This is a genomic window from Pseudomonas sp. NIBRBAC000502773, assembly GCF_006517195.1.
Taxonomy (GTDB): Bacteria; Pseudomonadota; Gammaproteobacteria; order Pseudomonadales; family Pseudomonadaceae; genus Aquipseudomonas; species Aquipseudomonas marginalis.
The window spans coordinates 3,755,144-3,779,091 of record NZ_CP041189.1 but is presented as its reverse complement, the minus strand read 5'-3'; the positions used below and the strand labels follow the sequence as shown (position 1 = coordinate 3,779,091).

Genomic DNA, 23,948 nt, shown 5'->3' with positions numbered 1-23,948 from the left:
AACACCATGAAAGACACCATTCGCCAGCTGATCCAACAAGCCCTCACCCAACTCGTCAACGAAGGTGTGTTGCCTGAAGGCCTGACGCCGGCGATCCAGGTGGAAAACACCCGCGACAAGACCCACGGCGACTTCGCCAGCAACATCGCGATGATGCTGTCCAAGCCGGCCGGCATGAAGCCGCGCGACCTGGCGGAAAAAATCATCGCCGCGCTGCCTGCCGACGAGAGCGTTACAAAGGCCGAAATCGCCGGCCCGGGCTTTATCAACTTCTTCCAGAACACCCAGGCCCTGGCTTCACGCCTGGATGCGGCACTGGCCGACGCCAGGATCGGCGTGCGCAAGGCCGGCCCGGCTCAGCGCGTGGCCATCGACCTGTCGGCGCCCAACCTGGCCAAGGAGATGCATGTCGGTCACCTGCGCTCGACCATCATCGGCGACGGCGTGGCCCGGGTACTGGAGTTTCTCGGCGACACCGTGATCCGCCAGAACCACGTAGGCGACTGGGGCACCCAGTTCGGCATGCTGATGGCCTATCTGCAGGAAAACCCGATCACCAGCAACGAGCTGTCAGACCTGGAGAACTTCTACCGCGCCGCCAAGAAGCGTTTCGACGAATCCGAAGAGTTCGCCGATCGCGCCCGCGGCCTGGTGGTCAAGCTGCAAGCCGGCGACAAGGAATGCCTGGAACTGTGGGGCCGCTTCCGCGAGATCTCGCTGTCCCACTGCCAGGAAATCTACGAACTGCTCAACGTCAAGCTGACCATGGCCGATGTAATGGGCGAAAGCGCCTACAACGACGACCTGATCAACGTGGTCAACGACCTCAAGGCCAAGGGCCTGCTGGTCGAGAGCAACGGCGCGCAGTGCGTGTTCCTCGAAGAATTCAAGACCGCCGACGGCGAGCCGCTGCCGGTGATCATCGTCAAGGCCGATGGCGGCTACCTCTACGCCACCACCGACCTCGCGGCCGTGCGCTACCGCAGCGGCGTGCTCAAGGCCGACCGTGCGCTGTATTTCGTCGACCAGCGCCAAGCCCTGCATTTCCAGCAGGTGTTCGAAGTGGCACGTCGCGCCGGTTTCGTCACCCATCCGATGCACATGGAACACATGGGCTTCGGCACCATGAACGGCGCCGATGGCCGCCCGTTCAAGACCCGCGACGGCGGCACCGTCAAGCTGATCGACCTGCTCAACGAAGCCCAGGACCGCGCCTACAACCTGGTGAAGGAAAAGAACCCGGAGCTGGCCGAGGCCGACCTGCGCAATATTGCCCGCGTGGTGGGGATTGGCGCGGTGAAATACGCCGACCTGTCCAAGCACCGCACCAGCGACTACAGCTTCAACTTCGAACTGATGCTCAACTTCGAGGGCAACACCGCGCCGTACCTGCTGTACGCCTACACCCGCGTGGCCGGTGTGTTCCGCAAGCTGGGCAAGGACTTCAGCGAAGTCGAAGGCCGGATCGTGCTGGACGCGCCCCATGAACAGGAGCTGGCCGCCAAGCTCGCCCAATTCGGCGAAGTGCTGAACAGCGTCGGCGAGAAAGGCACACCGCATATCCTGTGCACCTACCTGTACGAAGTCGCCGGGTTGTTCTCCAGCTTCTACGAGAATTGCCCGATCCTCACCGCCGACGACGAAGCCCAGAAGCAAAGTCGCCTGCGCCTCGCCGCACTGGCTGGACGGACCCTCAAGCAAGGCCTGGAACTGTTGGGCCTGGAAACTCTGGAGCGTATGTAAGTTGGCTGCCAAGAAAAAACCTGCACCCAAGCGCGGCGCCAGCCGCTACCAGGCCCCGGCGAAGAAGCCGATCCCAGGCTGGTTGTGGATGGCGATCGGCCTCACGGTCGGCGCGTTTATCGTGTTCCTGATGAAGCTGGATCCAGGCCAGGGCGATGACGTCAAACGGGTCAAGCAGGAACAGCAGAAGGCCACGAAAATGGCTGAAGCCAACAAGACTGCACCGAGCCCGACAGCTCCGGTAAAGCCGAAGTACGACTTCTATACGCTGCTGCCGGAATCGGAAGTGATCGTGCCGCCTGACGCCGTGCCGGAGAAAACCCTGCCGACGCCGCAAGTGCCGACCACCCCGGTAACCCCGGCAGAAGCAGCGAAAATCGATACCGCCCGGGCCCAGGCAGCACTGGCCGGGATTACTCCGCCGCCAGCACCACCGGTTGCCGAAACCAAGGCCGCGCCGGTGACCAAGTTCTTCCTGCAGGCAGGCTCGTTCCCGAAGCAGGCCGATGCGGATCGCGTGCGTGCGCAGATCATTCTGTTGGGCCAGACGGTGACGGTGGAGTCCGGCACGGTGAAGGACGCGACCTGGTATCGCGTGCTGGTGGGGCCGTTCAGCAACCGCGAACAGCTGACCGTGGCGCAGAAGCAATTGGCCGGGGCCGGGTTTAGCAACCTGTTGTTACAACAGCGCCAGAGCCGCTGACCCCAGCCAACACCGAGCAAAATGTGGGAGGGGGCTTGCCCCCGATGGCGGTGTATCAGTCGCCGAAAATATTGACTGATCTACCGCTATCGGGGGCAAGCCCCCTCCCACATTTGGTATTGCAGCCCTCTGAAATGGGTGTCAGACCGATAAACACCACTCGTCCGCCATAAACCCCCATGGTTGAAATCCCCCCCGCCACCCCCATATGAGTTTCCATCAGGGCATTTTCGCCCCGCTGCGTGGAGACTCTCCCTTGACCACCATCGTTTCAGTACGTCGCCACGGCAAAGTCGTCATGGGCGGCGACGGCCAGGTTTCCCTGGGCAATACCGTGATGAAAGGCAATGCGAAAAAAGTGCGTCGCCTGTATCACGGCCAGGTCCTCGCCGGTTTTGCCGGCGCCACCGCCGACGCCTTCACCCTCTTCGAGCGTTTCGAAGGCCAGCTGGAAAAACACCAGGGCCACCTCGTACGTGCCGCTGTCGAACTCGCCAAGGAATGGCGCACCGACCGTTCCCTCAGCCGCCTGGAAGCCATGCTGGCCGTCGCCAACAAAGATGCGTCCCTGATCATCACCGGTAACGGCGATGTGGTTGAACCTGAACATGGCCTGATCGCCATGGGCTCCGGCGGCGGTTATGCACAAGCCGCAGCCAGCGCACTGTTGAAGAAAACCGACCTGTCGGCCCGCGAAATCGTCGAGACCGCCCTGGGCATTGCCGGCGATATCTGCGTGTTCACCAACCACAACTTCACCATTGAGGAGCAGGACCTCGCCGAGTAAGCCGTAGGCTTATTCCCGCTTGAGGCCGCCAAACACTATGTCCATGACTCCCCGCGAAATCGTCCATGAACTCAATCGCCATATCATCGGCCAGGACGATGCCAAGCGCGCGGTTGCCATCGCGCTGCGTAACCGCTGGCGCCGGATGCAACTGCCCGAAGAATTACGCGTTGAAGTAACGCCCAAGAACATCCTGATGATCGGCCCGACCGGCGTCGGTAAAACCGAGATCGCGCGACGCCTGGCCAAGCTGGCCAACGCACCGTTCATCAAGGTCGAAGCCACCAAGTTCACCGAAGTCGGCTATGTGGGCCGCGATGTCGAGTCGATCATTCGTGATCTGGCCGACGCTGCCCTGAAACTGCTGCGCGAACAGGAAATGACCAAGGTCAGCCACCGTGCCGAAGACGCCGCCGAAGAACGCATCCTCGACGCCCTGCTGCCACCGGCGCGCATGGGCTTCAATGAAGACGCCGCACCGGCCTCGGATTCCAACACCCGCCAGCTGTTCCGCAAGCGCCTGCGTGAAGGCCAGTTGGACGACAAGGAAATCGAGATCGAAGTCGCTGAAGTCTCTGGCGTCGACATCTCCGCACCGCCTGGCATGGAAGAAATGACCAGCCAGTTGCAGAACCTGTTCGCCAACATGGGCAAGGGCAAGAAGAAAAGCCGCAAGCTCAAGGTGAAGGAAGCGCTGAAACTGGTGCGCGACGAGGAAGCCGGGCGCCTGGTGAACGAGGAAGAACTCAAGGCCAAGGCCCTGGAAGCGGTTGAGCAGCACGGCATCGTGTTTATCGACGAGATCGACAAGGTGGCCAAGCGCGGCAACGCCGGCGGCGTCGATGTATCGCGCGAAGGTGTGCAGCGCGACCTGCTGCCGCTGATCGAAGGCTGCACCGTCAATACCAAGCTTGGCATGGTCAAGACCGACCACATCCTGTTTATCGCTTCGGGTGCGTTCCACCTGAGCAAGCCAAGCGACCTGGTGCCCGAGCTGCAAGGCCGCCTGCCGATTCGCGTAGAGCTCAAGGCGCTGACCCCCGGCGACTTCGAGCGCATCCTCAGCGAACCCCATGCGTCGCTCACCGAGCAGTACCGTGAGCTGCTGAAAACCGAAGGGCTGGGCATCGAGTTCCTGCCGGACGGTATCAAGCGCCTGGCGGAGATTGCCTGGCAGGTCAACGAGAAGACCGAGAACATCGGCGCGCGTCGCCTGCACACCCTGCTTGAGCGCCTGCTTGAGGAAGTGTCCTTCAGCGCCGGCGACATGGCCGGGGCGCAGAATGGCGTAGCGATCAAGATCGACGCCGACTACGTCAACAGCCACTTGGGCGAATTGGCGCAGAACGAGGACTTATCGCGGTATATTCTGTAAGCCTCACACAGAACTGCTTTGCTTCAAATGTGGGAGGGGGCTTGCCCCCGATAGCGGTGAATCAGTCAGCTTATCTATAGCTGACCCACTGCAATCGGGGGCAAGCCCCCTCCCACATTTTTAAGCCGGTTTATTCAAGAGCACCTCATATGGCCAAGTTTCCTACCGCTGTAAACCTGCACAAAACCTCCAACACCCTAGGCCTCACCTATGGGCCCGACGAGGTCTACCAGTTGCCCGCCGAACTGCTGCGGGTGCATTCGCCTTCCGCCGAGGTCCAGGGCCACGGCAAGCCTATCCTGCAATTCGGCAAGCTCAACGTGCGGTTGACCAAGATCGAACCGGCCGGCCAGTACGCACTGAAATTGACCTTCGACGACGGGCATGACAGCGGACTGTTCACCTGGGACTACCTCTACCAACTGGCCGTGCGTCAGGAGGCGTTGTGGGCCGATTATCTCGCCGAGCTCAAGGCAGCCGGCAAAACCCGCGATCCGAGCGAGTCGGTCGTGCGGCTGATGCTCTAGTCCAGGCTTCTTGCTCTTTAGAGGGCATTTTCTAATTTCATCTGCTTGAATGCCCTGTCGCGTGGCCAACGATTGGCCCGCTTGCGAAAAAAATTAAACTCGGGTAACCAATGGAACTGGCAAGTTCCCTGCATTTGACGATGCGGTATCAACGGTCACCCGAGTCGCAGTACCTGGCTTGTGTTGTGTATCGAAACCTGGTGCGCAGCGGTACCCGGTACTCGTCTTTCGGACAATGGAGCGTCGTAGATGAGTAACAAGAACAACGATGACTTGAAACGCCAGGCCTCGGAAAACACCCTGGGGCTCAACCCGATCATCGCGTTACGTAAAAAGGATTTACTGGCCTCGGCCAAGATGGTGCTGACCCAAGCCATCAAGCAACCGTTGCACAGCGTCAAGCACGTCGCCCACTTTGGCGTTGAATTGAAGAACGTGATGTTCGGCAAATCGCAGCTGCAACCCGAAAGCGATGACCGTCGCTTTCACGACCCAGCCTGGAGCCAGAACCCGCTCTACAAACGCTACCTGCAAACCTACCTGGCGTGGCGCAAGGAACTGCACGACTGGATCGGCGACAGTAACCTGTCGGAACAGGACATCAGCCGCGGCCACTTCGTGATCAACCTGATGACCGAAGCCATGGCCCCCACCAACAGCGCAGCCAACCCGGCGGCGGTCAAACGCTTCTTTGAAACCGGCGGCAAGAGCCTGCTCGACGGCCTGTCGCACCTGGCCAAGGACATGGTGCACAACGGCGGCATGCCGAGCCAGGTCAACATGGGCGCGTTTGAAGTGGGCAAGACCCTGGGCATCACCGAAGGGGCGGTGGTATTTCGCAACGACGTTCTGGAGCTGATCCAGTACAAGCCGATCACCGAACAGGTGCACGAACGCCCGTTGCTGGTGGTACCGCCGCAGATCAACAAATTCTATGTATTCGACCTGAGCCCGGAGAAGAGCCTGGCGCGCTTCTGCCTGCGCAACGGGCAGCAGACCTTTATCGTCAGTTGGCGCAACCCGACCAAGGCCCAGCGCGAGTGGGGCCTGTCGACCTATATCGAGGCGCTCAAGGAAGCGGTCGACGTGGTCACCGCGATCACCGGCAGCAAAGACGTGAATATGCTCGGCGCCTGCTCCGGCGGTATCACCTGCACCGCCCTGCTGGGCCACTACGCGGCGCTGGGGGAGAAGAAGGTCAACGCCCTGACCCTGCTGGTGAGCGTGCTGGACACCACCCTGGACACCCAGGTCGCGCTGTTCGTGGATGAGCAGACCCTGGAAGCGGCCAAGCGCCACTCCTACCAGGCCGGTGTACTGGAAGGCCGCGACATGGCCAAGGTGTTCGCCTGGATGCGCCCCAACGACCTGATCTGGAACTACTGGGTCAACAACTACCTGCTGGGCAATGAGCCGCCGGTGTTCGACATCCTGTTCTGGAACAACGACACCACGCGCTTGCCGGCGGCCTTCCACGGCGACCTGATCGAACTGTTCAAAAACAACCCACTCGTGCGCGCCAATGCCCTGGAAGTGTGCGGCACGCCCATCGACCTCAAGCAGGTCACGGCCGATATCTATTCACTGGCCGGCACCAACGACCACATCACGCCCTGGCAGTCGTGCTACAAGTCGGCACAGCTGTTTGGCGGCAAGGTGGAATTCGTACTCTCCAGCAGCGGGCATATCCAGAGCATCCTCAACCCGCCCGGCAACCCCAAGGCGCGCTACCAGACCAGCGACAGCCTGGCGGGCAAGCCACTGGAGTGGCAGGAGAATGCGACCAAGCATACTGACTCGTGGTGGTTGCATTGGCAGGCGTGGCAAGCGGAACGGGCGGGCAAGCTGAAGAAGGCACCGACGACTTTGGGTAACAAGACCTATGCCGCAGCAGAAGCAGCCCCCGGGACTTACGTACACGAACGCTGAATTGAAATGCGTTCAAATGTGGGAGGGGGCTTGCTCCCGATGGCCGTGTGTCAGCCATCTGATCAATTGCAATCGGGGGCAAGCCCCCTCCCACAGTTGGCCTGCATTCCAACCGTCACATCTCACAGGGCTTGAGCATGCCGCAACCGTTCATCTTTCGTACCATCGACCTGGATGGCCAGACCATCCGCACGGCGGTACGCCCGGGCAAGCCCCACTTGACGCCGCTGCTGATCTTCAATGGCATCGGCGCCAACCTTGAGCTGGTGTTTCCGTTCGTCCAGGCCCTGGACCCGGACCTGGAAGTGATCGCCTTCGATGTGCCGGGCGTGGGTGGCTCCTCGACGCCCAACCGGCCTTATCGTTTTCCCGGCCTGGCCAAGCTCACCGCACGCATGCTGGACTACCTGGACTATGGCCAGGTGAATGCGGTGGGCGTGTCCTGGGGTGGCGCCTTGGCGCAGCAGTTTGCCTACGACTACCCGGAGCGCTGCAAGAAGCTGATCCTGGCCGCGACCGCGGCCGGTGCCTTTATGGTGCCAGGCAAGCCGAAGGTGCTGTGGCTGATGGCCAGCCCCCGGCGCTACATCCAACCGTCCCACGTGGTGCGCATCGCACCGATGATTTATGGCGGTTCGTTCCGCCGCGATTCGAAACTGGCGGCCGAGCACGCGAGCAAAGTGCGCTCGGCCGGCAAGCTGGGCTACTACTGGCAGCTGTTCGCGGGGCTGGGCTGGACCAGCATCCACTGGCTGCACAAGATCCGCCAGCCGACCCTGGTGCTGGCCGGGGACGACGACCCGCTGATCCCGCTGGTCAACATGCGCATGCTGGCCTGGCGCATTCCCAACGCACAGTTGCACATCATCGATGACGGCCACCTGTTCCTGATCACCCGGGCTGAAGCCGTGGCGCCGATCATCATGAAGTTTCTCGAGGAGGAGCGCATGCGGGCCGTGATTCACCCGCGACCAGCGGTGTAAGGACCACACCGCCGCGCAACTTGCCGAGAACCGACTATGGTTCTGAATTGGCGTGCCTGTTGATGGCTTGACGAAGGAGTGTTGGCTCATGCGAGAAAGACCCGTGACGAACCCGGCGCCCACCCCTGCCGCGTTCATCAACGCACAAAACGCGATCACCGGCCTGCGCGGTCGGGATTTGCTGTCGACCTTGCGCAGCGTTGCCGCCCACGGCTGGCGCAACCCGGTGCATACCGCCCGCCACGCCCTGGCCCTGGGCGGTCAGCTGGGTCGTGTGCTGCTGGGTGAGACCGTGCACGAGCCCAACCCACGGGACAGCCGCTTCAGCGACCCGACCTGGACGCTCAACCCGTTCTACCGACGCAGCCTGCAAGCCTATTTGAGCTGGCAGAAGCAGACCCGCCAGTGGATCGATGACAGCTCACTGAGTGACGACGACCGCGCCCGCGCGCACTTTGCCTTCGCCTTGATCAACGACGCCGTGTCGCCCTCCAACACCCTGCTCAACCCGCTGGCCGTCAAGGAGCTGCTCAACTCCGGCGGCAACAGTGTGGTGCGCGGCGTGAGCAACCTGTTCGACGACCTGCTGCACAATAACGGCCTGCCACGCCAGGTGAGCAAACAGGCCTTCGAAGTCGGCAAGACCGTGGCCACCACCCCAGGCTCGGTGGTGTTTCGCAATGAGCTGCTGGAGTTGATCCAGTACAAGCCCATGAGCGAAAAACAGTACGCCAGGCCATTGCTGATCGTGCCGCCGCAAATCAACAAGTACTACATCTTCGACCTGAGCCCGGCCAACAGCTTCGTGCAGTACGCCCTCAAGAACGGCCTGCAGACCTTTATGGTCAGCTGGCGCAACCCGGATGTACGCCACCGCGAATGGGGCCTGTCCACCTATGTGGCGGCGCTGGAGGAAGCACTCAACGTCTGCCGGGCCATCACCGGCGCCCGCGAGGTCAACCTGATGGGTGCCTGCGCCGGTGGCCTGACCATCGCAGCCCTGCAAGGCCACTTGCAAGCCAAGCGCCAGCTGCGTCGTATCTCCAGCGCCAGCTACCTGGTGAGCCTGCTGGACAGCCAGATCGACAGCCCCGCCATGCTGTTCGCCGATGAGCAAACCCTGGAAGCCGCCAAGCGTCGTTCCTACCAGCAAGGCGTGCTGGACGGCCGCGACATGGCCAAGGTGTTCGCCTGGATGCGTCCCAACGACCTGATCTGGAACTACTGGATCAATAACTACCTGCTGGGCAAGGAACCGCCGGCTTTCGACATTTTGTACTGGAACAACGACAACACGCGCCTGCCCGCCGCACTGCATGGCGACCTGCTCGATTTCTTCAAGCACAACCCGCTGAGCCATCCCGGCGGCCTGGAAGTGTGCGGCACCCCCATCGACCTGCAGAAGGTCACGGTGGACAGCTTCAGCGTGGCCGGGATCAACGACCACATCACGCCGTGGGACGCGGTGTATCGCTCCACACAATTGCTCGGTGGCGAGCGGCGCTTCGTGCTGTCCAACAGCGGGCATATCCAGAGCATCCTCAACCCGCCGGGCAACCCCAAGGCCAACTACGTCGAAAATCCCAAGCTGAGCAGCGACCCGCGTGCCTGGTACTACGACGCCAACCACGTCGAGGGCAGTTGGTGGCCGCAGTGGCTGGCGTGGATCCAGCAGCGCTCGGGCGTACAGCGCGAAACCCTCACCGCCCTGGGCAACCAGAACTACCCACCGATGGAAGCGGCGCCCGGCACCTATGTGCGAGTGCGCTGAGCTCAACGATCAGATTAAGAAGACTGGATGAAGACCCGCGACCGTATCCTTGAATGTGCCTTGCAGTTGTTCAACCAGAAGGGCGAGCCGAACGTGTCGACCATGGAGGTGGCCAATGAAATGGGGATCAGCCCCGGCAACCTCTACTACCACTTCCATGGCAAGGAACCGCTGGTGCTGGGGTTGTTCGAGCGCTTCCAGGGCGAGTTGGCGCCGCTGCTCGACCCGCCGGCGGACGCGCAACTGCAGGCCCAGGATTACTGGCTGTTCCTGCACCTGATCATCGAACGCATGGCCCAATACCGGTTTTTGTTCCAGGACCTGTCGAACCTGGCGGGGCGCCTGCCGAAACTGGCCAAGGGCATTCGCCACCTGCTGACCGCACTCAAACGCACCCTCGCGTCCTTGCTGGCGCGTCTGAAGGCGGACGGGCAACTGGTCAGTGACACCCAGGCGCTGGGCCAGTTGGTGGAGCAGATCACCATGACCCTGCTGTTCTCCCTGGACTACCAACGCATTCTCGACCGTGAGGGCGAGGTGCGGGTGGTGGTGTATCAAGTCATGATGCTGGTGGCACCACACCTGCTGTTGCCGGCGCGACAGGCGACGGAACGATTGGCGCTACGTTATCTGGACGATCAGGGCTGACTACCCGAGTTTTCCGAACTGGTGAGTAAACTTGAACAGTTCACTGTCGTTCCTGATTCCCAACTTTCGATAGGCGGATTGTTTTTGCGTGCTGATCGTACTTGCACTTCGAGAAAACTTAGCCGCAATGGAATTCACGGACATGCCGTCCAGAAAACACCGCAATACTTCCTGCTCTTTTGGCGTCAGGCATTCGTTAAACTGCAATGGCTTCGAAAAGTCTCTGTCCGATTTAATCTTTCCCTCCTTCAATACGGATTGCACACCCTGCAGCGCAGGCACCATGCAAAGCTGCAGGTAAATCCGTCCCTGGGCGACGGTTCGGATTGCCGTGATCAACTCCGTCAGGTTTTGGGTTTTTCCCATGATCCCCCTGCAACCCGCCTTCAACGATAAAGAAACAGTGGCGGGCGTGTAGTGCGAACACACAATCAAGAGCCTGCAGGTGCTGAAACGCCGGTGCAGCGCCTCGATCAGGCTGAGGCCATCGCTGTCCGATGGCGCGAGGCTAAAGTCCATCACCACGACATCGGCCGGCCGCCGCGTAAGAGCCTCCAGCAGTTCCTTGCCGGTTCCGAAGGAACCGATCACCGCGAGGTCGGCTTCCTTGCTCAACCCCAACTCGATGCCCTGCCGAACCATCTCGTGATCATCCAGCAGCATGACGGTATGCGTAGTGGACATTGAAGTAGCCATAATTACACCCATACAAGTGAATACAGCACCACACCCATAATCGCTCTGGTTAAATACACGGTATACCCAGTTACAGGCGAGGATCAATACGACAATTCAATAAGAAAAAACCCTTCAGGTATAACTTACAGATATTTCCCAGTACTACAGAAAACACCTACAAAAGTTAAATTAACTTATCGAACGATCACGAGATAAGTCTCGCTGATTCTCTATGGATACCACTCGGCAAACGCGACAAATTAGGGCACCCCGCCATTCGAAAGATCAGCGATCTTCATCGGCGACGGGCAAGACCTATGAATGACGACTGGAAATATCATGAACGTTAACCCCCTCTCCACGATTACAGCCGCGCTGGCCTTGACCTTCGCCGCTTCACAACCGGCGCACGCAGCAGATGGCATCATCAAGTTCAGTGGTCTTGTGACAGACCTGACGTGCACGGTCGAAGGTGCAGCCCCCGGCACTGGCGCAGTCGTCAAGGACGTCAACCTGGGAGGCGTCTCGGCGGCACGCCTGGCAAGCGCGGGCAGTCGTGCCAACCCGACGGGCTTCACCATCCGTATCGGCGCGCCGGGTGAAGGCAGCTGCAGCAACGGGCGTACCGCCATGGTCGCGTTCGATCCAACCAGCCCGGCCATTGATGTGGCGACCGGGCGCTTGAACATCGACGGCTACGATGACCCGTCCGACACCAGCGCCGCCAAGAACGTACAGGTGGAAGTGACTCAACGCGATGGCACGCCGATCAACGTCTACACCGAGAAATCGGCCGGCGCGGTGATCGTCGACAACCAGGCCGTGATCCCACTCGCGGCGCAAATGTATGCCAGTGGCCCTGCCACCGAAGGCAAGGTCAACACCCGTGTGGGCTTTTTGATCGAGTACGCCGAGTAAGGCAATCCAGATGAAAAGAATCGCCTGCCTGATGTTGGTTGCCACCGCGGCTTGCGCGTGGCTCTGGCTGTTGCCGCTTCCTGCCCGCGCAGGCGTGATCATCCATGGCACACGTGTGATCTACCCCATGCAGCAGCAGGAAGTCGTGGTGCGCCTGGAGAACAAGGGGCCGCTTCCGGCGCTGGTGCAAACCTGGCTGGACACGGGCGACCGGCATTCGACACCGGTAACGGCCCACACACCGTTCATTCTCTCGCCACCGATCTTCCGCATTGAGCCGCACCAGCAACAGGCTTTGCGCCTGCGCTATGGCGCAGGCGCCTTGCCGGCCGACCGTGAAAGCCTGTTTTGGTTGAACGTATTGGAAGTACCACCGCTTGCCGCTGACGCTGCACACAACAACCAGATCGAATTGTCGTTCCGCACCCGTTTGCGTGTGTTTGTGCGCCCGCCGGCATTGCCCTACTCCGTCGACAGCGCCCCGGAAAAACTGCAGTGGAAGCTGGTGGCCCATGAACAGGGTTTCGCCCTGCAAGCCACCAACCCCACGCCGTACCATATTTCCATCGCCTCGATCGAGTTGCTGAACGACGGTAAACGGTTCAGTAAAGCCGCCAACAAAGACGCCAACGACAGTCTGCTGATGCCGGCCGGTGACGTGAAACTGTTTGTGCTGCCCCTGCTGCGCCATCACCCCGTCGATGCAGCCACGGTCGAATTCACCACCGTCAGTGACTTTGGTGCCCGAGTCCGTCACTCGGCCCGCCTTACCCTTCAACCGCAGGATGATCGATGACATGAAGGCCGCTACCCGCTCACACCTGCCGACCCGGTGCATGGCGTTGGTGCTTGCGCTGTTGAGCACCCTGCCCGTGCAGGCGAGTGTGGTCATCAATAGCACCCGAATTGTCTACCCGCAGGACGACAAGGAAGTGACGATCAGGCTGCACAGCAAGAACCAGGCACCGGTGCTGATCCAGGCGTGGCTGGACAGCGGCGATGAGCAATCAACACCGGATCTGACGACAGCGCCCTTCGTCCTCACGCCACCGATCTTCCGCATGGAGCCAGGCAAGCAACAGGTGGTACGTATGGCCTACACCGGCGAAGCCTTGCCCACGGCACAGGAAAGCCTGTTCTGGTTCAACGTGCTGGAGGTGCCCTCACGCTCCCAGGGCGGCCAGCAGGGCGATCAGGTGCAGTTCGCCTTCCGCTCGCGCATCAAGGTGTTTTTGCGCCCATCGAACCTGCCTTACCAGGTCGAGGAAGCACCCGGGAAGCTGCAGTGGCGGTCTGTCCCGGGCGAACATGGCCAGGCGCTGGAAGTCTTCAATCCGACGCCTTACCACGTGACGTTCGAGCGCATCGAAGTGCAAGTGGCAGGGCAGCACCATGTCCGCGAACCGGCGGCGTCGGGTACGGAGAATATGGTGACGCCCGGTGGGCGCGCCCGCTTTGAGTGGCCTCGCCTGAAAACCCCGATGGGCAGCGCTGCAACCGTCGAGTTCCAGACGCTCGACGATTTCGGGGTCAAGACCCACCACAGCATCGAGGTCTCTCTATGACGACCGTTCTTCTGTAGCAATCCCACTTCGCCTAATTGAACGCACCGTCGATTGATACCCCATTCAGTGGGTAGGGATGCCCTTTGCCGACATTCGGGGAGCCCATTTATGGAAACGCGAAAAATGAGTTTTTACACGCCTGCCAGCCTCGTAAGCCGGCCCCGTTTAAAGCAGACGCTGCGTGGCATGCTGTTGGTAAGCGGAGCCCATGCCATGGCCGCCAATAGTGCAGAGCAGGCCGAGTTCAACCCGGCTTTCTTTACCGGTGGCCGGGGCGGGCTGCAGATCGATATTGCACGGTTCAGCCAAGGCAACGTCGTGCTCCCGGGCAACTATCGCACCGACATCCACCTCAACGGCCAATGGGTCGGGCGTGAAACCCTGACGTTCATTGCGGTGGAAGGTCAGCAGGTCACGCAGTTGTGCCTGGAGCGTGATGTGCTGCTCAGGTTTGGCATTGACCTGCAAACCACTGAAGCCAATCAGGCGTCCCGTACGCCGTTTGCGCGCTGTGCGGATATCGGCACCTACCTGCCGGGAGCCAGCAGCCAATTCGATTCAGGTGAAAACCGTCTGGATTTGCAAGTGCCGCAGGTTTTCCTGGTGCGCAAGGCGCGGGGCTATGTCGACCCGCAGCACTGGGACAGCGGGATCGATGCCGCCTTTGTGCGGTACAACGTTAATACGTTCGCCACCCAGACCGATACGCGCGCACTCGGCTCCAGCTACCTGGGCCTGAACACTGGGCTCAATCTGGGCGATTGGCACTGGCGGCATAGCGGCAGCTACAGCCATTCAGAGGCTGCCTCGAGCTATCAAAGCAGCGCCACCTATGTGCAGCACGAAGTGGACACGTTGCAATCCCAACTGATGGCGGGCGAAATCTACACGCCAGGCGAACTGTTCGATAGCGTGCGCCTGCGGGGTGCCAGCCTGTCCAGCGACGATCGGATGCTGCCCGACTCATTGAGCGGATTTGCACCGGTAGTGCGTGGCGTTGCCGAGACCAACGCGCGGGTCAGCGTGCGCCAACGCGGCGTGTTATTGGACGAAGTGTCTGTAGCACCCGGCCCGTTTGTCCTCAACGACCTGTTTCCCACCGGGTATGGGGGCGACCTGAGCGTCACCATCACCGAGGCCGACGGCCGCCAGCGTGAGTTCATCGTACCGTTCGCCGCCAACGCCAACCTCTTGCGTCCCGGCCACAGCCGCTATGCATTGAGCGTCGGCCAGCTGGATGAAGTGGGCCTGCACCATCCGCCCGCGCTGGTGCAGGCCACTTATCAGCATGGCCTGAGCAATCTCCTCACGGGGTACACCGGCGCGACGCTCGGCGACGACTACCAATCGCAGTTGCTGGGTACGGCGTTCAATACCTCAGTAGGTGCGTTGTCGTGCGACCTGACGCATTCGAGCGCGCATCTGCCGGGGCATGGTTCACGCCAGGGGCAAAGCGTACAACTGCGCTACAGCAAGAACTTCACGGACACCGGCACCCACTTTGCCCTCGGGGCGTACCGCTACTCCACCGAAGGTTTCCTGAATGTGGCTGATGCCGCACGCATTCGCGACCTGGCCATCGACGGACTGAACCCCGATAACCTGTCGCGGCTGCGCAACAGAATGGACATCAGCCTCAACCAGAGCCTGGGCAACGGTTCGGTGTACCTGACCGGTTCTTCGCAGCACTATTGGAACCGCACCCATGGCAACCTGACCTTTACCGCCGGGTACAGCGGCACGTGGCGAGGCCTCCACTATCTGCTGAGCGCACAGCGCAGCCGTGATCTGCGCAGTGAGCACGGGGACAAGCAACTGGAGCTCACCTTGAGCCTGCCACTGGGCAGCCACGCCCATTCGCCGACATTGACCACCACCGCCTATGGCGGCGATCAAGGCAGCGGCGAGCGCGCCAGCCTGGGCGGAGGCCTGGGTGAGCACAATCAGTTCAGTTACAGCGTCAGTGCCAACCGGACCCAGGGTAGCAGCAACGCCACCAGCGCCGACATGAGATACCACACCCGCCATGGCGTACTGTCCGCCAGCCATGGCCAGAGCAGCACTTACCGTTCCACATCGCTTGGCATGGCCGGAGGCATTGTCGCCCACGCAGACGGTGTGACCCTCGCCCCAGAACTCGGCGATACCATCGGCATCGTCCAGGCGCCTGACGCCCAAGGCGCGCGCATCAATGGCAATCACAGCGCGCAAATCGGCAAAGGCGGCTTTGCCGTGGTGCCGCACCTCACCCCTTACCGCCAGAACATCGTGGAACTGGACCCGAAGGATCTGTCCACCGATGTGGAGCTCAAGACCGCTGCCCGGAACGTGGCGCCGCGCGCCGGTGCAGTGGTGAAACTGCAGTTCGAGACGACCAGCGGCCAGGCCTTGTTGATCACGGCACTGCGCGAGGATGGCAGCCCGTTGCCGTTCGGTGCGGATGTGTTCGATGAGGACGGCGCAAGCGTCGGAGTGGTCGGGCAGGGCGGTCAGGCTTTTGTGCGCGTGCCCCGTACACAGGGGCCATTGACGATCAAGTGGGGTCCCCATGCCGGTGCCGCATGTCAGTTGCATTACGACTTGGCTACACAGTCGAACACTGCCGGCACCCAGCGCTTACTCAATCTGGACGCAGGCACCTGCCGGCCCGATACAGCACAGCGCATGACACCCTCGAGCGAGAGCAATGCAAGCAGTTGATCCGGCGCAGGCGAGTAATGCCATTGCACTGCTTGCCTGCAAACGCCCTACTTCTTTTGCGGGACTGAAGATGAAACGCGCCATACAACTCATATCAACAGTGCTGATCCTTGGCTCGCCAATCGCGGCTCAAGCGGCGTGTGACAGGTATCAGAACGACACATTCACACTCACCCTTCCTTCCACAATCGTCGTACCGGACAGCCTCCCGGTGGAGTCTGAAATTGTCATTAAGGAGTTCACTGGCACGGCCCCCTATTTCACTATGTACTGCAGCAACACTTTATTAACGATTACCGGACGCTACCGCGCAAGGTCCCACGCAAAGTACTACGAGACCGAAGTTCCGGGTGTGGGCGTACACATGCGCATCCGGCATTCCGGCGCGTTTTACCCTTTCTTTGGCATGCATAGCCAACAACGCACATTCAGTGGCCCCCTCACCAGCTTCATGGCCGCGGAGTTGAGGTTTTATAAAGCCGGGCCTGTAACAGACGGGACAGTGCCTGCCGGAGACATTTGGGTACAGAGACTGGATAACCGCCCGGAGAGTTTTACCCTGAGGCTCGGCAACGCAGTGCGCTTTGTCAGGCCCGCCGCCACCTGCGACCTGGCAGCCGGCGACGCCAACCGCACGATCTCCCTCGATCCGGTGCAAGTCGGCGCATTCGAACACTCCACCACCGTCGGCGCCCGCGAATTTGAGCTGTCGGCGCAGTGCACCAACGCCTCCAACGTCACCTTCAGTTTTTCTGGCACCCCCGCACCAGGCAATGACCGGCTGTTCGCCAATACCGGCACCGCTGGCGGAGTGGCCTTATGGCTTTACTCACGCCTCGATGGGGGCGTCCAGAACATTCTCGCCAATGGCACCGAGAATAGCCGCACGGTACCGGTTTCCGGCAACCGTGCAGTCTTGCCGCTTGGCGCGGCGTACCACCTGAACGGCACGGTCAGCCAGGGCACGCTCGCCAGTACCGCCACCGTCACCATTACCTACAACTGAAACCCTGAGCACTCTTTGATGAAGATCCGAACGCGCGCCCTGCTGCTGACAATGACTGCGAGCCTGGCCTCCCTGCCTGCTGTGCACGCCGATACCACCGGCACTTTAAACTTTACCGGCCAAGTCAACGCCGGTACCTGCGACCTGGCCGCAGGTGACCTGAACCGCAGCCTCGCCCTGCCGGCCATCAAGATTTCGGACTTCGATGCGACCTCCACGGCAGGCTCGCTTGATTTTGAGATTTCTGCCGAATGCGACTCGGATATACGCAAGGTGGTTTTCCAGTTCGGGGGCACACCCGCAGAGGCGAACCCCTTGTTGTTCTCCAATACCGGAACGTCGAAAGGGACGGCCCTGGCGTTATCACACCGCGCGGCCAAGGCTTACGCCATCCCTGCGAACGGCACGGTCGAGCAGCGCAGCCGTACGATTGCAACAAAAGGCAAGAAGGCCGTGATACCACTCACGGCGGCCTATCACAAAACCGGCGTAGCGATCACCCAAGGAACCCTTGCCAGCGCGGTGACTGTCTCGATCACCTACAACTGAGGCACTGACAACGCACAAAAAAAATGCCCCACCTTCGCAGGTGGGGCATTTTTTGTGTCCCGGAAAAATCAGGACTGACTGGTTGGCGTCGGGGTGACCGGCGTTGCAGTCGGGGCGGCAGCAGGCGTGGGTGCCGACACCGAGTTGGCTGTCGAAGCAGACGGTGCGGTGGTTGCCGGCTTGGCGGCAACAGCAGGCTTAGGCGCTGCCGGTTTTTTCGCTGCAGCTGGCTTCTTCGCCGCAGCAGGTTTGGCGGCTGGCTTGGCCACCGGTTTCGCGGCAGCAGGCTTGGCTGCAGGTTTAGCAGCGGCAGGCTTGGCCGCGGATTTGGCGGCTGCGGTTTTGGCTGCGGGCTTAGCGGCCGGTTTGGCTGCTGGCTTGGCCGCAGGTTTGGCAGCGGCTTTCGCAGCCACGGGTTTAGCGGTGGCCTTGGCAGCCGGTTTGGCCGCTGCGGTTTTGGCAGCCGGTTTAGCGACTGCTTTTGCAGCAGCCTTGGCCGCAGGTTTGGCAGCTGGCTTGGCGGCAGCTTTCACCAGAGGTTTGGCAGCCGTTTTAGCCGCCGGTTTGGCAGCGGCCGTTTTTGCAGCAGGCTTGGCAGCCGGTTTAGCGGCAGCCGCTTTCACTGGAGCCACTTTGGCACCGGTCAGTTTTTCGATTTGCTTTGTCAGGGTATCGACCTTGCTGTGCAGGGTCTTCAGCTCAGCTTTACTCGGCACGCCCAGGCGCGAAATAGCACTGTTGAGGCGCTTGTCCAGAGCCCCTTCGAGTTCGCCCCAAGTACCCAATACCTGTTTCTTCGCATCACTGATGCGCGAACCGGCAGTCGCTTTGGCAGCACCTACTTGTTTACCCACTGCGCTCTTGGTCAACTTCTCGGCTTTCTCGCCGTCTTTAACCAAGGTCTCGAAGAGTTTACTGCCGTCACTGTCGATCTTCGAGTAAACGCCTAAACCAGCCAGCCAGATCTTGCGGGAATACTCTTCAACTTTCCCGACCCACGAGCTGCCTTCTTTCTGAGTAGTCTTTTTAACAGCCATCCCGATGTCTCCTTAGTGTTTACGCGCGACACGTTCGAGCAATGCCGTCAGCTCTTCGAGCTTAGCAGAGAGTGTCTCCACGTCATGTTTAGACGCAATGCCAATTCGATTCAAGGCACTGGCAACGCGAGTATCAAAAGCTTTTTCAACTTTATCCAGCTGAACTTCTACCAGACCTTTGACCGCGGAGACATTACTCTTTACTTGATCAATCTGACTGTTGGCCGCATCAAGTTGTTCCACCGCAACTTTTTTGCCTTTACTTTCAACATGTTGACCGGCTTTTACCAGCTCTTTGAAGTAGTCGCCGCCCTCGCTGCCGACCTTCGCGTAGGCACCAAGACCCGCCAACCAGATCTTGCGGGCATAGGTTTTAACGTCACTCAACGCGCCGGTCTGAGCATCGATTTTTTTCTTCAGGATAACTTTGGCCATGGTGCACCTCACGCAGAAAGGGGGGGAGGAACGGCCCGCAGGAGTTGAGGACCTGGGCACAAAGTAGGCTGGAAAATTAGAATCGGCACCCTAAGTACTCGCGGATCAGGCCAAGGCTTTATCCAGGGCTTTCTCGATTTCGGACTTGATAGTGCCACTCATGGCCGACATCAACAGGCCCAGTTCCACATCAATGCGCAGCGAATCATCCGCCACCAACACGGTGCCTTTAACCCCCGAACGCTTGAGGTTCAAGGTATCGCCGGACCACGAGGGCTCCAGGCCATATTGCTCCTGGAGTTTATGCGCCAACTTCTCGGCCTTTGCGCGTGCCCCTTCTTTACCCAGGGAATGTGCACGCTCAACGGTTATACGGGCCATTACGATGACTCCTCTTTATAGGGATTTGAATACCTTGAATGCGGCAAAAGGTCTCGGTGCGTGCCTATCTTACCTGCAGCCTTGCCAAGACAAAGCAGGCCTTGGGGATTATCATGTCCTGCATTCTCTTTTGGTGACAGCGATATGACTGATCAGCGCAAAGGCAGCGATGCCGAACCCACCACTCACTTCGGTTTCAAGAACGTCCCGGAAAGCCAGAAGGCGGAAAAAGTCGCTGAGGTGTTCCACTCCGTGGCGGCCAAGTACGACCTGATGAACGACGTGCTCTCCGGCGGCATGCACCGCCTGTGGAAACGCTTCACCATCGAGCTGTCGGGTGTACGCACCGGCAACCGTGTGCTGGATATCGCCGGCGGTACGGGTGACCTGGCGGCCAAGTTCTCCAAGCTCGTCGGCCCTACCGGCCAGGTGGTGCTGGCGGATATCAACGGCTCGATGCTCAAGGTCGGCCGTGATCGCCTGCTCGACAAGGGCGTGGCCGGCAATATCGAATTCGTCCAGGCCGACGCTGAAAAGCTGCCGTTCCCCGACAACCATTTCGACTGCGTGACCATCGCCTTCGGCCTGCGCAACGTGACCCACAAGGAAGACGCGATCCGCTCGATGCTGCGCGTCCTCAAGCCGGGTGGCCGCCTGTTGGTACTGGAGTTCTCCAAGCCGACCAACGCGCTGATGTCCAAGGTCTACGACACCTACTCCTTCGCCTTCATGCCGTTGATGGGCAAGCTGATCACCAATGACGCCGAAAGCTACCGCTACCTGGCCGAATCGATCCGCATGCACCCCGACCAGGAAACCCTGAAGTCGATGATGGTAGAGGCCGGTTTCGACCGCGTGACCTACCACAACATGACCTCGGGCATTGTCGCCCTGCACCGTGGCATCAAGCCCTGATGCTGCTCAAAGGCCTTCTCGCCAGCGTCGAACACGGTATCAACCGTGTACTGCGCCTGGACAGCACCGCCCTGGCACGGCTGGCGCACTTGAACGGCAAGGTCATCGCCGTGGACTGCACCAGCCCCGCCCTGCAGCTGTTTATCCTGCCCAGCGATGAAGGCCTGCTGCTCGCCACTCAATGGGCCGCCGAAGCCGACTGCACCCTGCGTGCACCGGCCTCCAGCCTGTTGCACCTGGCGCTGAGCCGCAACAAGACCGCCATCCTCCACGGCCCCGACGTGCACCTGGAAGGCGACAGTGCGGTCCTGATGGACCTGGCCGCCGTGCTGCAGGACCTGGAGCTGGACTGGGAATACGAGCTGTCACGCTGGATCGGCCCCGTCGCCACCCAACTGATCAGCGGGCACCTGCGCAGTCGTACGCGCTGGTACCAGCAGGGGTTCGCCAGTCTCAACCAGAACCTTGCCGAATACCTGAGCGAAGAATCGCGCACCCTGGTCGGAGAACGCGAAGCGCAAGCGCGCTTTCGTGAACTCGACAAGGCCAAAATCGACCTGGAACGCCTCGAGGCCCGCTTCGAGCGCCTGAGCCGTTCCCTTGATCCAAGCGATAACGCATGAAGCTGCTCGCCGTCCGCCGTTTGTTCCGTATCCAGCGCGTCGTAATCCGCTACCGCCTCGATGACCTGCTGTTCGCCCTGCCCTTGCCATGGTTCCTGCTGGCGGTGCGCTATGTGCTGCCGTGGCGCTGGTTCCCGCGCAAACAGCTGGAGTTGAGCCGAGGCGCGCGCCTGCGCCTGGCGCTGCAGGACCTGGGACCGATCTTTATCAAGTTCGGGCAGATCCTCTCCACGCGCCGCGACCTGCTGCCCGAAGACATCGCCGACGAACTGATGCTGCTGCAGGATCGCGTACCGCCGTTCGACTCCCAGCAGTCGATGAAGCTGATCGAAGAGCAACTGGGCAAGAAGATCAGCGAGGTGTTCAGCCGCTTCGACGTCGAACCGCTGGCCTCGGCCTCGGTGGCGCAAGTGCACGCCGCGCAGTTGAAGAGCGGCGAAGAAGTGGTGGTGAAGGTGATCCGCCCGGGCCTCAAGCCGATCATCGGCCAGGACCTGGCGTGGCTGTTTATCCTGGCCCGCGCAGCCGAACGTTTCTCTGCCGATGCGCGCCTGCTGCACCCGGTGGACGTGGTCGCCGACTACGAAAAAACCATCTACGACGAACTCGACCTGCTGCGCGAAGCAGCCAACGCCAGCCAGCTCAAGCGCAACTTCGAAGGTTCGCCGCTGCTGTACGTGCCGCAGGTGTACTGGGACTGGTGCCGCCCGAAAGTGCTGGTGATGGAGCGCATCTACGGCGTGCAGGTCACCGACCTCGCGACCCTGGCCGACCAGCGCACCGACATGAAGATGCTTGCCGAGCGCGGTGTGGAGATTTTCTTCACCCAGGTGTTCCGCGACAGTTTCTTCCACGCCGACATGCACCCCGGCAATATCTTCGTCAGCACCGTCAACCCGTGGAGCCCGCAGTACATTGCGATCGACTGCGGCATCGTCGGCAGCCTGACCCCGGAAGACCAGGACTACCTGGCGCGCAACCTGTTCGCCTTCTTCAAGCGCGACTACCGCCGCGTGGCGCAGTTGCACATCGATTCGGGCTGGGTGCCGGCGGAAACCAAGCTCAATGAATTCGAAGCGGCGATCCGCACCGTATGCGAGCCGATCTTTGAAAAGCCACTGAAAGATATCTCCTTCGGCCAGGTGCTGATGCGCCTGTTCCAGACCGCGCGGCGCTTCAATATGGAAGTGCAGCCGCAACTGGTGCTGCTGCAAAAAACCCTGCTCAACATCGAAGGCCTGGGCCGTCAGCTGTACCCGGACCTCGACCTGTGGAACACCGCCCAGCCGTTCCTGGAACGCTGGATGCGCGAGCGGGTCAGCCCGAAAACCCTGCTGGGCAACCTGCACAGCCAGTTCGAACAGCTGCCGCACCTGGCCAACATGACCCGCGACCTGCTGGAGCGCATGTCCCAGCCCCATGCCAAAGACCCCGCACCGCCCTGGCAGAAGCGCAAGGACGACTGGTTCCTGCGCCTGCTGGGGGCCGCGCACCTGGTCGGTGGCGTGATGCTGGCCATTGGCGGGCCGCTGAACCAACTGGGCCACTGGCCGGCCGGCATCATGGTCGCCGTGGGTGTTTATCTGATCGTGCGTCGATAGCCAATCCGGTTATACACTGTCGCAAATTGCCGGAGCCGAAGATGAAAGACTGGCTGGACGAGATCAAGTGGGACAGTGACGGCCTGGTGCCGGCCATTGCCCAGGACTACAAGACCGGGCGCGTGCTGATGATGGCCTGGATGAACCGCGAGGCCCTGAGCCTCACCGCCACTGAGCAGCGCGCCATTTACTGGTCACGTTCCCGTGGCAAACTGTGGCGCAAGGGCGAAGAGTCCGGGCACGTGCAAACCCTGCACGAGATGCGCATCGACTGCGACGCCGACGTGGTGATCCTGAAGGTCGAGCAGATCGGCGACATCGCCTGCCACACCGGCCGCCACAGCTGCTTCTATCGCGTGTTCGAGAACGGCGAATGGAAGGTCGTGGAGCCGGTGCTCAAAGACCCGCACGCCATCTACTCGGCAGGACACTGACCATGAGCGATACCCTCAACCGTGTGGCCCAGGTGCTGGAGGACCGCAAAGGTGCGGACGCCGACAGCTCCTACGTCGCCAGCCTGTACCACAAGGGCCTGAACAAGATCCTGGAAAAACTCGGCGAAGAGTCCATCGAGACCATCATCGCCGCCAAGGACGCACAAATCAGCGGCGATTGCAGCGATGTCATCTATGAGACCGCCGACTTGTGGTTCCATAGCCTGGTCATGCTCGCCCAACTGGGGCAGCATCCACAGGCCGTGCTGGATGAACTGGACCGTCGCTTCGGCTTGTCCGGGCACGCCGAAAAGGCCTCGCGCCCGTCCGCTTGAATAACTTTTACTAGAGGATTTGCAGCATGGGCATTTTTGACTGGAAACACTGGATCGTCATTCTGGTGGTGGTGGTACTGGTATTCGGCACCAAGAAACTCAAAAACCTCGGCACCGACGTGGGCGAGTCGATCAAGGGCTTCCGTAAAGCCATGAACGACGATGAGAAGCCTGCCGACCCGGCCGCCAACCCGGTGCCACCGGCCCAGCCTGTACACCCCCAGGCCACCCAGCCGATCACCGAGCGTCGTACCTTCGACGTGCAGGCTGAAAAAGTCGAAGAGCCGACCCGCAAAGACTCGTGA

25 protein-coding genes are annotated in these 23,948 nt (G+C 60.8%); 21 read left to right on the top strand and 4 right to left on the bottom strand.

What is annotated here, in order from left to right:
- Positions 1-6 precede the first annotated feature (6 nt).
- The 9 genes from argS to NIBR502773_RS17365 all read left to right on the top strand — a co-directional run bounded on the left by argS (position 7) and on the right by NIBR502773_RS17365 (position 10,466).
- The gene (gene argS / locus NIBR502773_RS17405; RefSeq protein ID WP_027605013.1) at positions 7-1,743 is read left to right on the top strand and encodes an arginine--tRNA ligase; all 1,737 of its coding nucleotides are present in this window, start codon (positions 7-9) and stop codon (positions 1,741-1,743) included.
- Position 1,744: 1 nt separating this feature from the next.
- The gene (locus NIBR502773_RS17400; protein ID WP_027605014.1) at positions 1,745-2,446 is read left to right on the top strand and encodes an SPOR domain-containing protein; all 702 of its coding nucleotides are present in this window, start codon (positions 1,745-1,747) and stop codon (positions 2,444-2,446) included.
- Positions 2,447-2,702: 256 nt separating this feature from the next.
- A complete protein-coding gene (hslV, locus tag NIBR502773_RS17395) occupies positions 2,703-3,233 on the top strand; it encodes an ATP-dependent protease subunit HslV (protein ID WP_010563201.1) in 531 nt (176 codons plus the stop codon).
- A 37-nt stretch (positions 3,234-3,270) separates the two neighbouring features.
- The gene (hslU, locus tag NIBR502773_RS17390) at positions 3,271-4,608 is read left to right on the top strand and encodes an ATP-dependent protease ATPase subunit HslU (protein WP_065940783.1); all 1,338 of its coding nucleotides are present in this window, start codon (positions 3,271-3,273) and stop codon (positions 4,606-4,608) included.
- Between the two features lie 149 nt (positions 4,609-4,757).
- Positions 4,758-5,135 carry a gamma-butyrobetaine hydroxylase-like domain-containing protein gene (locus NIBR502773_RS17385; protein ID WP_115486473.1) on the top strand — a complete coding sequence of 126 codons (378 nt, stop codon included), beginning with the start codon at positions 4,758-4,760 and terminating at the stop codon, positions 5,133-5,135.
- A 249-nt stretch (positions 5,136-5,384) separates the two neighbouring features.
- A complete protein-coding gene (gene phaC, locus NIBR502773_RS17380; protein ID WP_027605017.1) occupies positions 5,385-7,064 on the top strand; it encodes a class II poly(R)-hydroxyalkanoic acid synthase in 1,680 nt (559 codons plus the stop codon).
- A 137-nt stretch (positions 7,065-7,201) separates the two neighbouring features.
- Positions 7,202-8,047: a poly(3-hydroxyalkanoate) depolymerase gene (gene phaZ, locus NIBR502773_RS17375; protein ID WP_027605018.1), complete on the top strand. Its 846-nt coding sequence runs from the start codon at positions 7,202-7,204 to the stop codon at positions 8,045-8,047.
- 88 nt (positions 8,048-8,135) lie between these two features.
- Positions 8,136-9,818, top strand: a complete 1,683-nt coding sequence (gene phaC / locus NIBR502773_RS17370) for a class II poly(R)-hydroxyalkanoic acid synthase (protein ID WP_027605019.1) — start codon at positions 8,136-8,138, stop codon at positions 9,816-9,818.
- A gap of 27 nt (positions 9,819-9,845) precedes the next feature.
- Positions 9,846-10,466 (top strand): TetR/AcrR family transcriptional regulator, encoded by a 621-nt coding sequence (locus NIBR502773_RS17365; protein ID WP_141156536.1) that lies wholly within the window; start codon positions 9,846-9,848, stop codon positions 10,464-10,466.
- On the opposite strand, the gene NIBR502773_RS17360 is transcribed toward NIBR502773_RS17365, so the two are convergent.
- Positions 10,467-11,129, bottom strand: coding sequence for a response regulator transcription factor (locus NIBR502773_RS17360; protein WP_141156535.1), 663 nt, complete (start codon positions 11,127-11,129; stop codon positions 10,467-10,469).
- A 354-nt stretch (positions 11,130-11,483) separates the two neighbouring features.
- On the opposite strand from NIBR502773_RS17360, the gene NIBR502773_RS17355 reads away from it, so the two are divergent.
- The 6 genes from NIBR502773_RS17355 to NIBR502773_RS17330 all read left to right on the top strand — a co-directional run bounded on the left by NIBR502773_RS17355 (position 11,484) and on the right by NIBR502773_RS17330 (position 17,882).
- On the top strand, positions 11,484-12,062 hold the full coding sequence (locus NIBR502773_RS17355) for a fimbrial protein (RefSeq protein ID WP_141156534.1): 579 nt from the start codon (positions 11,484-11,486) through the stop codon (positions 12,060-12,062).
- 10 nt (positions 12,063-12,072) lie between these two features.
- Positions 12,073-12,858, top strand: a complete 786-nt coding sequence (locus NIBR502773_RS17350; protein ID WP_141156533.1) for a molecular chaperone — start codon at positions 12,073-12,075, stop codon at positions 12,856-12,858.
- A 1-nt stretch (position 12,859) separates the two neighbouring features.
- Positions 12,860-13,627, top strand: a complete 768-nt coding sequence (locus tag NIBR502773_RS17345) for a molecular chaperone (RefSeq protein WP_141156532.1) — start codon at positions 12,860-12,862, stop codon at positions 13,625-13,627.
- A 123-nt stretch (positions 13,628-13,750) separates the two neighbouring features.
- Positions 13,751-16,327 carry a fimbria/pilus outer membrane usher protein gene (locus NIBR502773_RS17340; protein WP_141156531.1) on the top strand — a complete coding sequence of 859 codons (2,577 nt, stop codon included), beginning with the start codon at positions 13,751-13,753 and terminating at the stop codon, positions 16,325-16,327.
- On the top strand, positions 16,314-17,333 hold the full coding sequence (locus NIBR502773_RS17335; protein ID WP_306669963.1) for a fimbrial protein: 1,020 nt from the start codon (positions 16,314-16,316) through the stop codon (positions 17,331-17,333). The genes NIBR502773_RS17340 and NIBR502773_RS17335 overlap by 14 nt, the downstream gene beginning before the upstream one ends.
- A gap of 18 nt (positions 17,334-17,351) precedes the next feature.
- Positions 17,352-17,882, top strand: coding sequence for a fimbrial protein (locus NIBR502773_RS17330; RefSeq protein ID WP_141156530.1), 531 nt, complete (start codon positions 17,352-17,354; stop codon positions 17,880-17,882).
- Between the two features lie 68 nt (positions 17,883-17,950).
- On the opposite strand, the gene NIBR502773_RS17325 is transcribed toward NIBR502773_RS17330, so the two are convergent.
- The 3 genes from NIBR502773_RS17325 to NIBR502773_RS17315 all read right to left on the bottom strand — a co-directional run bounded on the left by NIBR502773_RS17325 (position 17,951) and on the right by NIBR502773_RS17315 (position 19,735).
- Positions 17,951-18,919, bottom strand: a complete 969-nt coding sequence (locus NIBR502773_RS17325; RefSeq protein WP_141156529.1) for a phasin family protein — start codon at positions 18,917-18,919, stop codon at positions 17,951-17,953.
- Between the two features lie 12 nt (positions 18,920-18,931).
- Positions 18,932-19,354 (bottom strand): phasin family protein, encoded by a 423-nt coding sequence (locus tag NIBR502773_RS17320; protein ID WP_065940773.1) that lies wholly within the window; start codon positions 19,352-19,354, stop codon positions 18,932-18,934.
- Positions 19,355-19,459: 105 nt separating this feature from the next.
- Positions 19,460-19,735 carry a polyhydroxyalkanoic acid system family protein gene (locus NIBR502773_RS17315; RefSeq protein WP_027605029.1) on the bottom strand — a complete coding sequence of 92 codons (276 nt, stop codon included), beginning with the start codon at positions 19,733-19,735 and terminating at the stop codon, positions 19,460-19,462.
- 144 nt (positions 19,736-19,879) lie between these two features.
- On the opposite strand from NIBR502773_RS17315, the gene ubiE reads away from it, so the two are divergent.
- The 6 genes from ubiE to NIBR502773_RS17285 are packed head-to-tail and all read left to right on the top strand — an operon-like array spanning position 19,880 to position 23,948.
- Positions 19,880-20,650: a bifunctional demethylmenaquinone methyltransferase/2-methoxy-6-polyprenyl-1,4-benzoquinol methylase UbiE gene (ubiE, locus tag NIBR502773_RS17310; RefSeq protein ID WP_003171186.1), complete on the top strand. Its 771-nt coding sequence runs from the start codon at positions 19,880-19,882 to the stop codon at positions 20,648-20,650.
- Positions 20,650-21,273, top strand: a complete 624-nt coding sequence (locus NIBR502773_RS17305) for an SCP2 domain-containing protein (RefSeq protein WP_141156528.1) — start codon at positions 20,650-20,652, stop codon at positions 21,271-21,273. The genes ubiE and NIBR502773_RS17305 overlap by 1 nt, the downstream gene beginning before the upstream one ends.
- Positions 21,270-22,874 carry a ubiquinone biosynthesis regulatory protein kinase UbiB gene (gene ubiB, locus NIBR502773_RS17300; RefSeq protein ID WP_027605031.1) on the top strand — a complete coding sequence of 535 codons (1,605 nt, stop codon included), beginning with the start codon at positions 21,270-21,272 and terminating at the stop codon, positions 22,872-22,874. The genes NIBR502773_RS17305 and ubiB overlap by 4 nt, the downstream gene beginning before the upstream one ends.
- A gap of 41 nt (positions 22,875-22,915) precedes the next feature.
- Positions 22,916-23,308 carry a phosphoribosyl-AMP cyclohydrolase gene (gene hisI / locus NIBR502773_RS17295; RefSeq protein WP_012721796.1) on the top strand — a complete coding sequence of 131 codons (393 nt, stop codon included), beginning with the start codon at positions 22,916-22,918 and terminating at the stop codon, positions 23,306-23,308.
- Between the two features lie 2 nt (positions 23,309-23,310).
- On the top strand, positions 23,311-23,643 hold the full coding sequence (locus tag NIBR502773_RS17290; protein ID WP_027605032.1) for a phosphoribosyl-ATP diphosphatase: 333 nt from the start codon (positions 23,311-23,313) through the stop codon (positions 23,641-23,643).
- 26 nt (positions 23,644-23,669) lie between these two features.
- Positions 23,670-23,948 (top strand): twin-arginine translocase TatA/TatE family subunit, encoded by a 279-nt coding sequence (locus tag NIBR502773_RS17285; RefSeq protein WP_003171180.1) that lies wholly within the window; start codon positions 23,670-23,672, stop codon positions 23,946-23,948.